This window comes from Luteimonas campi (assembly GCF_051162505.1).
Lineage (GTDB): Bacteria > Pseudomonadota > Gammaproteobacteria > Xanthomonadales > Xanthomonadaceae > Luteimonas.
Window position 1 is genome coordinate 536986 of sequence record NZ_JBNWEM010000003.1, and the last position, 14532, is coordinate 551517.

Annotated in this window: 14 protein-coding genes; 4 read left to right on the forward strand and 10 right to left on the reverse strand. The window is 71.4% G+C overall.

The window, feature by feature from the left end; translation table 11 throughout:
- Positions 1–96: 96 nt before the first annotated feature.
- The 7 genes from ACQYVW_RS12355 to ACQYVW_RS12385 form a co-directional block, all read right to left on the reverse strand.
- Positions 97–1038 carry a phosphatidate cytidylyltransferase gene (locus ACQYVW_RS12355; RefSeq protein ID WP_434947180.1) on the reverse strand — a complete coding sequence of 314 codons (942 nt, stop codon included), beginning with the start codon at positions 1036–1038 and terminating at the stop codon, positions 97–99.
- The gene (locus tag ACQYVW_RS12360) at positions 1035–1646 is read right to left on the reverse strand and encodes a lysophospholipid acyltransferase family protein (RefSeq protein WP_434947181.1); all 612 of its coding nucleotides are present in this window, start codon (positions 1644–1646) and stop codon (positions 1035–1037) included. The genes ACQYVW_RS12355 and ACQYVW_RS12360 overlap by 4 nt, the downstream gene beginning before the upstream one ends.
- Complete coding sequence (locus tag ACQYVW_RS12365; RefSeq protein WP_434947182.1) at positions 1643–2281, reverse strand: CDP-alcohol phosphatidyltransferase family protein; 639 nt, start codon at positions 2279–2281, stop codon at positions 1643–1645. Before ACQYVW_RS12365 ends, ACQYVW_RS12360 begins: the two co-directional genes overlap by 4 nt.
- Positions 2282–2360: 79 nt before the next feature.
- Positions 2361–3359: a tRNA dihydrouridine synthase DusB gene (dusB, locus tag ACQYVW_RS12370; protein ID WP_434947183.1), complete on the reverse strand. Its 999-nt coding sequence runs from the start codon at positions 3357–3359 to the stop codon at positions 2361–2363.
- Positions 3360–3582: 223 nt separating this feature from the next.
- On the reverse strand, positions 3583–4548 hold the full coding sequence (locus ACQYVW_RS12375; RefSeq protein WP_434936103.1) for a ribokinase: 966 nt from the start codon (positions 4546–4548) through the stop codon (positions 3583–3585).
- Between the two features lie 18 nt (positions 4549–4566).
- A complete protein-coding gene (locus tag ACQYVW_RS12380) occupies positions 4567–5865 on the reverse strand; it encodes a NupC/NupG family nucleoside CNT transporter (protein WP_434936102.1) in 1299 nt (432 codons plus the stop codon).
- Between the two features lie 201 nt (positions 5866–6066).
- Entirely contained in the window at positions 6067–7194 is a 1128-nt protein-coding gene (locus ACQYVW_RS12385) for a GGDEF domain-containing protein (protein ID WP_434936101.1), read from the reverse strand.
- A 114-nt stretch (positions 7195–7308) separates the two neighbouring features.
- On the opposite strand from ACQYVW_RS12385, the gene ACQYVW_RS12390 reads away from it, so the two are divergent.
- The 4 genes from ACQYVW_RS12390 (at position 7309) to ACQYVW_RS12405 (ending at position 11926) form a co-directional block, all read left to right on the forward strand.
- Positions 7309–8274: an aldo/keto reductase gene (locus ACQYVW_RS12390; RefSeq protein WP_434936099.1), complete on the forward strand. Its 966-nt coding sequence runs from the start codon at positions 7309–7311 to the stop codon at positions 8272–8274.
- 85 nt (positions 8275–8359) lie between these two features.
- Positions 8360–8566, forward strand: a complete 207-nt coding sequence (gene hemP / locus ACQYVW_RS12395) for a hemin uptake protein HemP (RefSeq protein ID WP_434936098.1) — start codon at positions 8360–8362, stop codon at positions 8564–8566.
- A 103-nt stretch (positions 8567–8669) separates the two neighbouring features.
- Positions 8670–10889 carry a TonB-dependent hemoglobin/transferrin/lactoferrin family receptor gene (locus ACQYVW_RS12400; RefSeq protein ID WP_434947184.1) on the forward strand — a complete coding sequence of 740 codons (2220 nt, stop codon included), beginning with the start codon at positions 8670–8672 and terminating at the stop codon, positions 10887–10889.
- A 62-nt stretch (positions 10890–10951) separates the two neighbouring features.
- Positions 10952–11926: a DUF6607 family protein gene (locus ACQYVW_RS12405; RefSeq protein ID WP_434947185.1), complete on the forward strand. Its 975-nt coding sequence runs from the start codon at positions 10952–10954 to the stop codon at positions 11924–11926.
- 185 nt (positions 11927–12111) lie between these two features.
- Here ACQYVW_RS12405 and ACQYVW_RS12410 read toward each other — a convergent pair whose 3' ends face one another.
- From ACQYVW_RS12410 to ACQYVW_RS12420, 3 genes are read right to left on the reverse strand one after another with little or no spacing between them, the layout of a single operon-like run.
- Positions 12112–13326: a PDZ domain-containing protein gene (locus ACQYVW_RS12410; RefSeq protein ID WP_434947186.1), complete on the reverse strand. Its 1215-nt coding sequence runs from the start codon at positions 13324–13326 to the stop codon at positions 12112–12114.
- Between the two features lie 26 nt (positions 13327–13352).
- Positions 13353–13925: a hypothetical protein gene (locus ACQYVW_RS12415; protein WP_434947187.1), complete on the reverse strand. Its 573-nt coding sequence runs from the start codon at positions 13923–13925 to the stop codon at positions 13353–13355.
- Entirely contained in the window at positions 13918–14511 is a 594-nt protein-coding gene (locus ACQYVW_RS12420; RefSeq protein ID WP_434947188.1) for an RNA polymerase sigma factor, read from the reverse strand. Before ACQYVW_RS12420 ends, ACQYVW_RS12415 begins: the two co-directional genes overlap by 8 nt.
- Positions 14512–14532 lie beyond the last annotated feature (21 nt).

Below are 14532 nucleotides of genomic sequence, written 5' to 3' on the forward strand. Positions count from 1 at the left end.
CCGGGCGTAGAGCAAGGCGTCCCTGGCTGCGGACGCAGGCAGGCCCATCGGCGCGACCAACCGCCACCGCTTGCCCCCGCCCGACCGGCGGATGCCCTATGCCGGGAACCAGTACCGCGTCAGGTGGAAGAACACCGGCGCGGCAAACACCACCGAATCCATCCGGTCCATCATGCCGCCGTGGCCTTCGATCATGCGGCCCCAGTCCTTGGCGCCGAGGCTGCGCTTGACCGCCGACAGCGCCAGCCCGCCGCAGACGCCGGCCAGCACGATCACCGCCGACATGCCGGCCGACTGCAGCGGCGTGAACGGCGTCATCCACCACAGCGCCGTGCCGATGCCGACCGCGGCCAGCCCGCCGCCGACCAGGCCCTCGACCGTCTTCGACGGGCTCACCTGCGGCGCCAGCTTGCGTCGGCCGAAGAGCTTGCCGAACACGTACTGCATCACGTCGCTGATCTGCACCACCAGCATCAGGTAGAGCAGCAGCAGCTGGCCGGTGCCCGCCGGCGCATCGGGATGCAGGATCATCAGCGCAGGCGCATGGCTGATGCAGTAGATCGCGATCATCACGCCCCACTGGATCTTGGTGCTGCGCGCGAGGAAATCCGTGGTGTCGCCACCGAACACCGCCAGCACCGGCAGCGCGAGGAAGGCGTAGACCGGGATGAAGATCGCGAACAGCCCGTACCACTGATCAAAGATGAGCCAGTACTGCACGGGGATCAGCAGGTAGAACGCGGCCACCAGCGGCAGGTGGTCGCCGGCGCGGGTGGGGGTCAGGGTGATGAACTCGCGCAGCGCGAAGAACGAGATGCCGGCGAAGACCACCAGCGTCGCTACCGGCCCGATGCCGAAGCAGATGGCCAGCACCGCGACCATGCCCCACCAGGCGCGCACGCGCGCATTGAGGTTCTGCACGGTGGCGTTGCCGCCCTCGGGTCCGCGCCGCGACAGCAGCCAGCCCGCCACCGAAGCGACCAGCAGCAGCGCGACGATGCCGCCGAACACCCAGAGCATCTTGGTCTGCGGGCTCATGCCATCGCCTCCACCGCGGTGCGCGCGCGTTCCAGGAAGTCCTCGCGCGGTTCGCCGGCGATCCGCGCCAGCGGCGCGCCGAAATTGACGTTGCAGTACAGCGGCAGGGGCAGCGGCAGCAGCGCGCCCTTGGGCAAGCTGCGGTGCAGGGTATCGAGGTAGACCGGGACCAGCTCGACGTGCGGATAGGCGTCGGCGAGCGCGAACAACCCGGCCTTGAACTTCTGCGGCAGCCGCTCGTTGGTCCGCGTGCCCTCCGGGAACAGGATCAGAGAATCGCCCTGGTCGAGCGCGGCGCGGACCGGCGCCAGCGGATCGGCCTCGCGGTCGGCGCGCTGGCGGTCGATCAGGATCGCGCGCAGCACGCGCCCGGACAGCCAGCCGCGCAGGCCGGGCTTGTCCCAGTAATCGCGGGCCGCCACCGGCCGCACCTCCGCGCGCCGGCGTGGCGTCAGCGCCGACCAGATGGCCACGGTATCCAGGTGGCTGGTGTGGTTGGCGAAGTAGATGCACTGGCCCGGCGGCGGGGGCACGCGCCACTGCGCGCGTGCGCCGACCAGGGTGCGGGTGAAGCCGACCAGGGCCGCGCCCGCCAGGCGCGCGATCAAGGCGCCTGCTCCAGCCGCGCGGCGATGGCGCGCAGGCGCGTGAGGCAGGTGACCAGGGATCCGGCCGCGATCAGCAGCACGGCCAGCCACAGCGCATGGCCGCTGCCGGCCAGCGTCGCTTCGAGCGGCGCGATCAGGCAGGCCACCGTCATCAGTGCCATGCGGTGCTGCTTGGCCATCGGTCCGCGGAAGTCCTGCGGCTGGCCCAGCGCCCCACCGAGCGTGCGGATGTAGGCGGTGGCCGCAGCGAGCAGCGCGGCCAGCCATCCGCCCCAAGGCAGGCCGGCGGCGTAGCCCAGCGCCACCAGCAGCACGCTGTCGGCGATGCGGTCGGGCACTTCGTTGTAGAGCGCGCCGGTGGGCGTGGATTTGCCGCCTTCCACCGCCACCATGCCGTCGAACAGGTTGCACAGCAGGCGCAGCTGGATGCCGAGTGCGCACAGCCATGCGCCCCAGGGCGGCAGCCACAGCAGCGCGGCCGCGCCTGCGGCGGCGAAGGCGATGCTCAGCACCGAGATCGCGTTGGCGCTCAGCGGCGAGTGCACGAGCATCGTCGCGATGCGCTGCACCAGCGCATTGCCGCGCGCCCTGATCGGCCGGCGCGATGCGTCCGGGTCGTGGTCCTGCAATTCCATGTGCCGTTCCCCGTGCTGCCGGCTCCGCCCGGCGCGCGGTGCATCTTGGCGGCGGCCGTCGGCGCTGGCAACCCGCGACTCAGGCCGCGGCCGGCAGCTCCGGCGCCACGCCCGCGGCGAGCGCGTCGAAATAGTCGCGGGTCAGACGCAGCTGCGCGTCGGCCGTTTCCGCGCGATTGACCACGCCGCGGAAGGCGGCGTTCTCGGGGCGATCTTTCGCGTACCAGCCCAGGTGCTTGCGGGCGATGCGCACGCCGGCCTGTTCGCCATAGAAGGCGTGCAGTGCTTCGAGATGGCCCAGCAGGATGTCGCGCACTTCGCCGGGCGAGGGTTCGGGCAGCGACTCGCCGGTCGCCAGGTAATGGGCGACGGCGCCCAGGAGCCAGGGGCGGCCCTGCGCGGCACGGCCGATCATCACCGCGTCGGCGCCTGTGCGTTCGAGCACCTCGCGCGCCTTGCGCGGCGAATCGACGTCGCCGTTGGCGATCACCGGGATGCGCAGCTGCGCCTTGATCGTGGCGATGGTGTCGTATTCGGCCTGGCCGGTGTAGTGCTGGTCGCGGGTACGGCCGTGCACGGCGAGCGCGGCGATGCCGCTGTCCTCGGCGATGCGCGCGATCGCCGCTGCGTTGCGATGGCAGGCATCCCAACCGGTGCGGATCTTCAGCGTCACCGGGACGTCGACGGCGGCGACCACGGCCGAGAGGATGCGGCCCACCAGCGCCTCGTCCTGCATCAGCGCCGAGCCGGCCCAGGCGTTGCAGACCTTCTTGGCCGGGCAGCCCATGTTGATGTCGATGATCTGGGCGCCGTGGCCGGCGTTGTGGCGCGCGGCCTCGGCCATCACCTCCGGCACGGTGCCGGCGATCTGCACGCTGACCGGGTCCGGTTCGCCGTCGTGGTCCATGCGCGTGCGCGACTTGCGGGTGTTCCAGAAACGCGGGTCGCTGGTGGTCATTTCCGACACGGCCAGGCCCGCGCCCAGCCGCTTGCACAGCTGGCGGAACGGCTTGTCGGTGACGCCTGCCATCGGGGCGAGGACCACGCGCGGCTGGATACGGTAGGGCCCGATCTGCATCCGGGCATTGTAGCGGGCGGGCATGCACGGGCCCGGCTGCCGGCCGTGTGGCGTGCGGGTCGACCGCCTGCGGGCAGCGGCCTCCGGTGGCGGGCAGTTTCCGCGCGCGAGCACGCTTCCAGCGGCAGGCGGGACGGGCGGGCGCGGGGATCAGGCTGCCGGCCTCGAGCGCCCCGACACCAGGCGCGCGGGCGACGGCGCGGCCCGGGGCCGGCCGACCCGCTCAGCCCTGCGCGACGGCGGCCAGCTGCGGCATCGACTCGGCCGCGCCTTCGTGCTCGGTCGACAGCGCGGCGTAGCGGCTGGCGAAGCGCACGTGGTCGGCGAAGCTGCGGTCGGCCGCCATCGCCAGCGAACTGGCCAACGCGCCGTTGAAGGCGTCTCCCGCGCCGGTGGTGTCGACCGTGGCGGCCTCGAAGGCCGGTACGCGATAGTGCGCGACCTCGTCGCCGCGGCACTTGTCCTCGCGGTGCGAGACGAATGCGCCCGCCGCGCCCAGCGTCACCACCACCGTGCCCCGCGGCAGCAGCAGGCGGCACAGCCGGTGCAGGAGCGTGTCCTCGAGCGCCGCCAGCGTGGATGGATCGACCTGCTCGCCCGCGTGCCGCGCCAGCAGGGCGGCGAACTCGGTCTCGTTCGGAGTCAGCACGTCGGCCACCGCCAGCAGTTCGCGCGTGCTCGCGGCGTTGGCGGGCGCAGGATTGAGGATGGTGCGCACGCCGGCCGCCCGTGCCAGGCGCATCGCTTCCAGCACGCTGTCCACCGGCGATTCCAGCTGCGCCAGCACGATGCGGGCGGTCGCGATGGCCTCGGCCTGTCTGGCGATGAACTCCGGCGACAGCATGCCGTTCGCGCCCGGCCCGATGACGATGCTGTTGCTGCCGTCGGCGGCCACGTAGATGCCCGCGGTGCCGGTGGGCGCGTCCGGCGATTCGGCGCGCAGGTCGATGCGGTCGCGCGCGGCCAGGCTGCGCGCCAGGTCCGCACCCGGATCCGTGCCCAGCGCGCAGGCGAACACAGTGCGCGCGCCGCTGCGCGCGCAGGCGGTGGCCTGGTTGAAGCCCTTGCCGCCGGGGCCGGTGACGTAGCTGCCGACAAGCGTCTCGCCGGGTCGCGGCAGCGCCTGGCAGTGCCAGACGTGATCGATGTTGAACGAGCCGACTACCACCACCACCTGCGCAGCAGACACGGCGCTTCTCCTTCGGACTCAGGCGCCGAGGTTGGTCAGCACGCCGGCGATCGTCGCCGTCATCAGGGTGGCGATGGTGCCGCCGAGCACGGCGCGCAGGCCGAAGCGCGCCAGGTCCTGGCGCCGGTCGGGCGCGAGCCCGCCGATGCCGCCGATCTGGATCGCGATCGAGCTGAAGTTGGCGAAGCCGCACAGCGCGTAGGTCGCGATCAGGCGGCCCTGGTCGCTCAACACCGCTCCGTCCACGCGCCCGTTGACGATGTCGGCCAGCTGCAGGTAGGCCACGAACTCGTTGATCACCACCTTCTGCCCGATCAGGGAGCCGACGATGCCCGCGTCCTGCCAGGGCACGCCGATCAGCCAGGCGATCGGGGCCAGCACCCAGCCGAAGATCGTCGCCAGGTCGAGCGGGCGGCCGATGGCCGCCTGCAGGCCGGTGACCTCGCCCAGCCAGGTCAGGGGCGCATTGATCATCGCGATCAGGGCGATGAAGGCCAGCAGCATCGCGCCGATGTTCAGCGCCAGGCGCAGGCCGTCGCCGGCGCCGGCCGCGGCGGCGTCGATGATGTTGCTGGAGGTCTTCTCCACTTCCATCTTCACGGTGCCGCGGGTCAGTGGCTCGCCGGTCTCGGGAATCAGGATCTTGGCGATCACCAGGGTGGCTGGGGCTGCCATGATCGAAGCGGCCAGCAGGTGCTTGGCATAGTAGGCCTGCTCGACCGGATCGCCGCCGCCGAGCATGCCCACATACGCGGCCAGCACGCCGCCGGCGATGTGCGCCATGCCGCCGATCATCATCGTGATCAGCTCCGACTCGGTCATGCGCGAGATGTAGGGGCGCACGGTCAGCGGCGCCTCGGTCTGGCCGATGAACACGCTGGCGCAGACGCTGGTGGTCTCGGCCCCCGACACCCGCATCACCTTGGTGATCGCCAGCGCCATGATCCGCACCACGAACTGCATTACGCCCAGGTGGTAGAGCACGCCCATCAGCGCGGCGAAGAAGATGATGGTCGGCAGCACCTGGAAGGCGAAGATGAAGCCGTAGGTCTCCACGTTCATCAGGCTGCCGAAGATGAACTCCGAGCCGGCGTTGACGAAGCCGAGGATCTTCACGAAGCCGTGGCCGAGCCAGTCGAAGACGTCGCGGCCGCCCGGCACCAGCAGCACCAGCGCGGCGAAGGCGATCTGCAGGGCGATGCCCGTGCCCACCAGGGTCCAGTCGACCCGCCGCTTGTTGTTGGAAAACAGCCAGGTGAGTCCGATCAGCACCGCCAGCCCGAACAGGCCGAAACCGACGCGCAGCAGTGCATCCATCCCTTTCCCCGGAGCATTTTCATGCGAAACAGACGCGGCAGCCTAGAGCAGCGGGCTGGCTGCGGCAACTGTGGAGAAGCCGCCGGCGCGGGCCGTCATTTCGCCCGAAGGGCGAATTTCCGCCCGAAGCAGGCGAGTGGAGCTTCGCGTCCGGCCGGGCGACGGCCCGCCGTCGACACGCGTCCGCGCAGCTGACAGCCGCTATGCGTCGCGCGCGACCACCCGGTTGCGGCCGGTGCGCTTGGCTTCCTGCAGGCGGCGGTCGGCGCTGCCCAGCAGGGCCGAGGCGCTGGCGCCGTCCTGCGGAAATGCGGCCAGGCCGGCGCTGAAGGCGAGGGTGACCGGTTCGCCGCCGCGTTCGGTGGGGAAGGGCTGGGCCGCCAGGCTGCGCCGATAGCGGTCGATCCGTTCCCAGGCGCTGCCGATCGGGCACAGCAGCACCAGCACGAACTCCTGGCCGCCGATCCGCGCCAGGTGCTCGTCCTCGCCCAGCATGCCGGCCAGGTGATCGGCGATATGGCGGATCGCGCGGTCGCCGCCGATGTGCCCGATCTGCTCATAAACGCGGCGGAAGTGATCGACGTCGACCAGGCAGATGGTCACCGTGCGGCCGTCGCGCCGCGCCGCCTCGAACATCCGCGGCAGCCGCTGCAGCAGCCAGGCGCGGTTGGGTACGCCGGTCAGTCCATCGCGTCCGGACAGCTCGATCAGGCGCTGCATGCGGTAGACGATGGTGCTGGTGAGCAGGGTCATCATCGCCAGCAGCAGCAGCCGCTGACCCTGTGCGGACAGCGAGGGCGTCTCGCCGTTGAGCGCCGGCACCGCGGCCGGCCCGAAGGAGAGCACCGCGAACGCCAGCACGGCGTACTGCACGATCGCCAGGCCGCCGACGAAGGCGGTGAGGCGGCCGTCGCTGCGCAGCGCGGTGAGGGCGATCGCGAACAGATAGAAGCACCACACCACCAGGCTGTCGAGGCCGGCCGCCGGCTCGTCCAGCGAGAGCATCAACAACACTCCGGTGGTGGCGGTGATGTCCCAGGCGCCGGTGGCGTAGGGCAGCCAGTGGTGGCGACGGTGGTCGCGGGCCAGGGCCAGCCACACCTGCGCCATGATGTTGACGAATACCGCTGCGCCGAGTCCGACCAGGGTGCGGGTGGTCTCCGCACCATCCAGCGCCGCCGCCAGGGGCAGCACCAGCACCAGCAGCGAGAGCAGGGCGCGCAGCTTGGCCACCAGCAGTTCGCCGCCGGCGCCGAGTTCGAGCATCACCTCGTCCGGGCGGCCGAAGAGGGTGGCGAGCACGCGCTTGAGTAGGACGGGTTCGTGCATCCGGGCGGCAGGGGCGGGCGGGATCGCCGCGCGAGCATACCGCGCCGACGCCCGCTGCCGCGCAGCCGCCTCGCATAGACTGTCCACCGTGACCGCGAGACCGGAGCAAGCGTGATGCGTTATAGACGACTGGGGGGTTCGGGCCTGCGGCTCTCGGCATTGTCGCTGGGCGCATGGCTGACCGCAGGCACGCGACTGGGGCGTGGCGAGGCGCGCGAGCTGGTCGCGCTGGCCTGGGACAGCGGCGTCAACTTCTTCGACAACGCCGAGAACTATGCGCACGGCGAGGCCGAGCGCGTGATCGGCGATGTGATCGCCGACCTGCGCCTGCCGCGCGACGGTTTCTGCGTATCGAGCAAGGTGCGCTTCGGCTCGGCGGCCGATCCGCGTCCTACCCAGGTGGGGCTGTCGCGCAAGCACGTGCGCGATGCCTGCCACGACGCGCTGCGACGTCTGCGCGTGGATTACCTCGACCTGTTCTTCTGCCACAGGCCGGACCCCGACACGCCGGTCGCCGAAACGGTATGGGCGATGGACGCGCTGATCAGGCAGGGCAAGGTGCTGTACTGGGGCACCTCAGAATGGCCGGCGGCATTGATCCGCGAAGCCATCCAGGTCGCGCGCAGCCACCACCTGCATGCGCCGACGATGGAGCAGCCGCAGTACAACCTGCTGCATCGCGACCGGGTCGAGCTGGAGTACGCGCCGCTGTACGCCGAACACGGGCTGGGCACCACCATCTGGTCGCCGCTGGCCTCGGGCCTGCTGACCGGCAAGTACAACGACGGCGTGCCGGAAGGCAGCCGCTTCGCCCATCTCGGGGAACACAGCCCGGTGCACGACCAGGCGCGCTGGACGTCGCGGCTGGAGCGCGCCCGGCGTTTCACCGCACTGGCCGGCGAGATGGGGGTGGGGCCCTCGCAACTGGCGATCGCCTGGTGCCTCGTCAACCCGCACGTCTCGACCGTGATCCTCGGCGCCAGTTCCACCGCGCAGCTGCGCGAGAACCTCGGCGCCCTGGCGCTGGTGGACCGTTTCGACGAGCCCGTCTGGCGTCGACTGGAGTGCGCCACCCGCTAGCGGGATGGCCCGGCCGACCAGCGGCGGTTGACAGTCCAATGAGAATCATTAGCATCCTCATTCCCGCCCGCCGAGGAGTCCCGCGATGCTGCTGAGCTACGAACCCTCCCTGCCGACCACGGATGCGTCGACCCTCGGGCACGACCAGCCGCGCGCAAACGCGCACGCGCCGACCGTCGAACTCGACAGCCTGCGCCTGCTGCACGGCCAGCGCGAGGTGCGCATCCGCCACGGCAACGAGATCTACCGTCTGCGCCACACCCGCAACGACAAGCTGATCCTCACCAAGTAAGCCGTCGCGGCGCGCCCTGCGCCGCGTCCACGCCCGCACGCCGCGCACCCGTTCCGGGACGCACGCCAGCCAGCCTCGAACCGCTTCATCTTCGAGACTGCCGATGCGCCACACCCCGCTTGCCCTTGCCCTGGCCGCGCTGCTGCCGGGTCCAGCCGCCGCCGACACCGCGACCGCTGCCGCCGCCACCGAACTCGACCGGGTCGTGGTCACCGCCACCCGCACCGGGCGCGACGCCGCGGACGTGCCCAATACCGTCGATGTGCTCACCCGCGAGCGGATGGACCGGCACCTCGTGCGCGACCTGCGCGACCTGTTCCGCTACGAACCCGGGGTCAGCGTGGGCGAGAGCTTCGGCCGCTTCGGGATCGGCGACATCCGCATCCGTGGGCTCGGCGGCAACCGGGTGCGGATCCAGACCGACGGGATCGCGGTCCCGGACGCGTTCGCGATCGGTAGCTTCTCCAATGCCAATCGCAATTTCGTCGACCTCGACACGCTCGAGCGCGTGGAGGTGGTGCGCGGGCCGACGAGTTCGCTCTATGGCTCCGATGCGCTGGGCGGCACCGTGTCGTTCATCACCCGCGACCCGTCCGACTATCTCGCCGGCGGACGTGACGTCTACTTCGGACTCAAGCTCGGCGTGGAGAGCGACTGGAACGGCCTGTTCGCCGGGGCGACCGCCGCTGGCGGCGGCGAGCACTGGTCAGGCATGCTCGCGCTGGGCCACCGCCAGGGCCAGGCCACCGAGAACATGGGCGAGGTCGGCGGTACCGGCAACGCGCGTACGCAACCGAACCCGCAGGAGCGCGACGGCCGCAGCCTGCTGGCCAAGCTGGTGTACGCACCGTCCGGGCGGCAGCGCCTGCGCCTGACCGTCGAAGGCAACGAGGACCTGGCCGATACCGAACTGCTGACCGCGCGCGGCGTGCAGCCGCTGACCGGCGCGAACCACCTGCGTGTCGATGCGCGCGACCGCCAGACCCGTGCGCGCGTGTCCCTGTCGCACGCGATCGACGGTCTCGACGGCTTCGCCGACGCCATCGACTGGCAGCTCTACCGCCAGGACAGCGAGACCACCCAGTTCACGGTCGAGGAACGCGCGCTGCCCGCGCCCACCCTGCACGACGTGCGCGAGCGCAGCTTCGACTTCGAGCAGCGGCTGGTCGGCCTGCAGCTCGATTTCCGCAAGTCCCTCGGAACGCGCACGGTCCACGATCTGGCCTGGGGGCTGGACGTCTCGCGCACGCGAACCAGGCAGAAGCGCGACGGCCTGCGCACGTTCCCGCTGACCGGCGTACAGACGCCGGTGATGCTGCCTGACGTATTCCCGGTGCGCGACTTCCCGATCAGCCGCACCACCAGCGCGGCGCTGTACCTGCAGGACGAGATCGCCCTGGCCGACGGCGCACTGCGGCTGGTGCCGGGCGTCCGCGTGGACTACTACGAGCTCACGCCGCAGCGCGATCCGATCTTCAGCGAAGACAATCCGGGGGTGGCGGTGGTGGGCCTGCGCGAGACCAGCGTGTCGCCGCGACTGGGCGCGGTCTGGCACTTCGGCGGCGCCTGGTCGCTGTTCGGCGGCTACGCGCGCGGATTCCGCTCGCCGCCCTACGCCGACGTCAACATCGGCCTGACCAACGTCATGTTCGGGTACACCGCCATTCCCAATCCGGATCTGCGCCCCGAGACCAGCGATGGCCTGGAGCTCGGGCTGCGCTACCGCGGCCGCGCCGCGCACGCCAGCCTGGCGGGGTACCACAACCGCTACGAGGATTTCATCGAGTCCTTCAGCTTCGTCGGCTTCAACGACGCGGGCTTGATGCTGTACCAGTCGCGGAACGTCGCCAGCGCGCAGATCGAAGGCCTGGAGCTGAAGGCCGGGATCGAACTCGGCGCTCTCGCCACGTCGCTGGACGGCTGGTCGCTGCACGGCGCCGCCGCCTGGTCGCGCGGCGAGGACCGCGACAGCGGCGCGGCGCTGGACACGGTCGACCCGCTGACCGCCACCCTGGGGCTGGGCTACGAGCGCGCCGACTGGGGCGCCACCCTGTCCGGGCGCTTTGCCGGACGCCGCGACCGCCTGCCGCCCGCGCCCGCGGGCAGCCGCTACTTCCAGTCGCCGGGCCACGCCGTACTCGATCTGTACGCGCACTGGCGCTTCGCGCCCGGCGCCCGCGTCCACGTCGGCGTGTTCAACCTGGGCGACCGCAAATACTGGCCCGCCGGCAGCGTGCCGCTGGTGTCCGACGCCAGCGCCAGCGTGGACCGCTACACCGCGCCGGGCCGCAATCTCTCCGCCAGCCTGAATCTGGAGTGGTGATGCGCACCACGCCAGACGCGAACGACCGCCTTCCTTCCGCCAGCCCACCGGAGCCTGCCGCCATGCCGACACGCCTGCTTGCCGCCAGCCTGGGCCTTGCCCTGTGCGTCGCGACCGCCCACGCCCAGGACCACATGGGAGACCCTGCGCGCGACCGCGAGGCCATCCTCGCCATGCAGGGCGAATACCAGGTCGATTTCGCCTTCGACGAGACGGTGCTGCTGGCGCCGGGCTACGAACGCGCGCCGGCACAGCGCAGCGGCGGCGACGAAGTGGTGATCGTGGTCGAGGACGCGCCCGGGCGCATCGTGCTGCAGCACATCCTGGTCGACGCCCGCAGCGGCCATGTCACCAAGCACTGGCGGCAGGACTGGACCTACGAGGCGCCGCAGCGCTGGGAGTTCGCCGCCGACCAGACCTGGCGCATGCGTCCGATTCCCGCCGACCGGACCCGCGGCGCCTGGACCCAGTGCGTGTACGAGGTCAGCGACGCGCCGCGCTACTGCGGCACCGGCCGCTGGAACCACCGCTACGGCGTCTCCACCTGGACCTCCGATCGCAGCTGGCGACCGCTGCCGCGCCGCGAATACACCAGAAGGAAAGACTACAACGCGATGAACGTGGAGAACCGCCACACCATCGTGCCCGGCGGCTGGACCCACGAACAGGACAATACCAAGACCGTGCGCCGCGTCGACGGGAGCACCGAGCGCACCATCGCGCGCGAGTTCGGCTTCAACGACTACCGCAGGGACACGGACGTCGATTTCGCACCTGCGTACGCCTACTGGAACGCGACGCGCGAGTACTGGGCGCGGGTGCGCGCGCGCTGGGACCGGGCGCTGGCGCACCCTTCAGGCCTGCGCATGAAGACGAAGGTGGATGGCATGGCGATGATCGTGCCGCTGTTCACCCAGGCCAGCGCGGTGCAGGCGGGTGGACGTGTGGGAGATGCCGAGATCGACCAGGTGTTCGACGAATGGGTGGTGCCGGCGGACGCGCAGCTCGCGGCCGGAGCAGGCGAGGACGGTGCATGAGCGGGGCCGGCAGTGTCGGTCGCGGCGGAACCGCCGCGCCGGCGTATCGTGCCGGTGCGGCATTGGCCGACTGTCGCCACCAGCGTTGCGCCATGGCGTGGCCGATCCCGACGCCGCGCGCTGGCGCGGCGATCGGAGAGCGGCCGCGTCGGGTCACGCGATGCCGTCCGGACCCGCCTGCCGGTTCATGCGGGCATGATGACGACTGAGCCGATGCCGCCTGGACGTCCCAGCGGGACTGCCGTCCCGCCTCCCGCGGATTTCATCCCGACATCCATCGCCGCCAGTGCGACGCTCGGCGCCCGTGGCGGCGCGGGCGGGGCAGGCGGGGCAGGTGGAACGGAAGGCGCGCGGCTCGGCCGCGGTGGCGCGGGCGGTGCCGGTGGCGCGGGCGGTGCCGGCGGCGGCCACGCCAGCTTCGGGACGACGAGCTGGGAACTGCCGCGCTTGCGATCGCGCAGATACTCCACCTGGACCCGCGCCTGCGCGTCCTTGCCGCGCAACTGCGCCATCACCTCGCGCGGGGTGGTCACCGCCCGGCCATCGACACGCTGGATCACGTCGCCCGCCTGCAGGCCTTCGAGCTCGCCCGTCGAGAGCACCAGCACACCACGGTCGGTACCGAAGTAGCGCCCCAGCTGCGGATCGAGCGCCGCCAGGTTCAGCCCGTTCCAGCGGAATGCGGAGGCCAGCCGCGGGGCCGTGCAGTCCGCATCGTCGCAGTGGGCACCAAGGCGGCCGAGACGGATGATCTCCCGCCGCACCTCGGGTGCGATTCCCGGCACCGATTGCAGGGCCAGCAGGCCGGCGTCGAGTCCTTCGCTGGCCGACGCGATCGCCCGATCGAGCTGGCCATCGTCCAGCCATTCGAGGCGGCCGCCGTCGCCGGTGGTGAAGGCCAGCGCGCGCGTGCGCGCCTGTGGCGTGACCGAGACACTGGCATTGCGGCCGTCGCGCTCGTAGCCCAGGCGCGTGGGCTTGCCGGCCTGCAGGGCGCCCAGCAGCTTGCGCACATTCTCCACGCGCAGTTCACCGCTGCTGCCCAGGATCGGCGTGCCGTCCACCGTCAGCAGCCGGTCGCCGCTGCGCAGTCCGGCCTTTGCAGCCGCACCGTCCGGGGTCACCCCGGTGATGCGCACACCCGCCTGGTCGTCGCCATCCAGCAGGACACCGATCATCGGGCGGGCGCGGGCCCGCGCGATCCGCTCGCGCGCATCCGCGGCGATGTCGCCCCGCTGGCTGGAGAGTTCGGCCACGCGCTGCGCGGCCTTGCGCAACGCTTCCTGGGCCTGCGCGAGTTCCTTGGCCGCGGAGTCGTGCGCGGGATCGCTGGCCCAGGCGGTGCCGGCCAGCAGCGCGGCCAGGGCGGCAGTCAGCAGGACAGGAGGCTTGGTGGTCATGATGGAGTCCCGGAAAAAGTGAGGAGTCAGTCGACGAGGACCAGGGCGCCGTCGTAGCGCGTGCCCTGGGCGGCGAGCCAGCGGCGATTGCTTTCGAAGCCGCTGAGTCCGCGCAGGCCTTCGACCCGCTGCTGCCACAGCGACAGCTGCGCCTCTCGGCTGAGCCCGGGCTGGACCAGCGCCGCATCGATGGCTGCGAGCCGGGTCTCGTACGCGTCGGCGAGCAGGGCGGCGGTCGCGCTGGACACGCGGTCATCGCGGGCGAAGGACAGCAGCGCTTCCAGCTGGGCGGATTCGAGCTGCAACTGTTCGAGCGGATCGGTCGGGGCTGCCGCGATCGTGGCGGGGTCGGGGGCAGCGGGACCTGCCGGTTCGACCTGGTCGCGCCAGGGGAGCGCGATCGCCAGTGCCAGCGCCGCCGCGCCCGACGCCCACATGGGCCAGCGTGCACGGCGTCGCCGAGGCGAGGCGCCGGCGGGCAGTCGCGCGTCGAGCCTCGCCGACAACGCGGACCAGCCGCCCGGCGGCGCGGATTCCTCGGGCAGGGCCGCGAAGGCTTCGCGCCAGTCGCGGGGAACTTGGGAGCGGTGCTCAGGCATGCGTGGTTTCCTGTGCCGGGAACGATTCCGGCTCGAGCAGCGCGCGCAGGCGGCGGGTGCCGCGCGCGAGCTGCGACTTGGAAAAGCTCGTGGTGCGGTCCATGAGTGCGCCGATCTCCTCATGCGTATAGCCCTCGGCGTGGTAGAGCCACAGCACGCTGCGGGTCGGCGCGGGCAGGGACGCCAGCGCGCGCTGCAGGGCGGCGGCATCGGCGGCTGCCGGCGGTGACGGGGTCACCTCGTCCGTCGGTTCGTGCAGGTCCAGGTCCAGCCCGTCGGGATGCAGGCGCACGCGTCGCAGCCGCATCAGCGCCTCGTTGACCGCAATCTGCCGCAGCCAGCCCCAGAACGGACTCTCGCCGCGGAAGCCGTGGACCCTGTCGATCACCTTGAGCATCGTGTCCTGCAGCACCTCGGAGGCCTCCTCGCGATCGCCGCAGATGCGCAGCGCCAGCGTGAACACCGGTCGTTCGAACCAGCGATACAGCTGCTCGATGGCCGCGCGCTCGCCCGCCCGCGCGCGGGCCAGCAGGGTGCCCGGCACATCGATGGCGAAGCTGGAGTGCGCTGGCGTTTCGGGCGGCATGTACGGACAAGGATGCTGCCG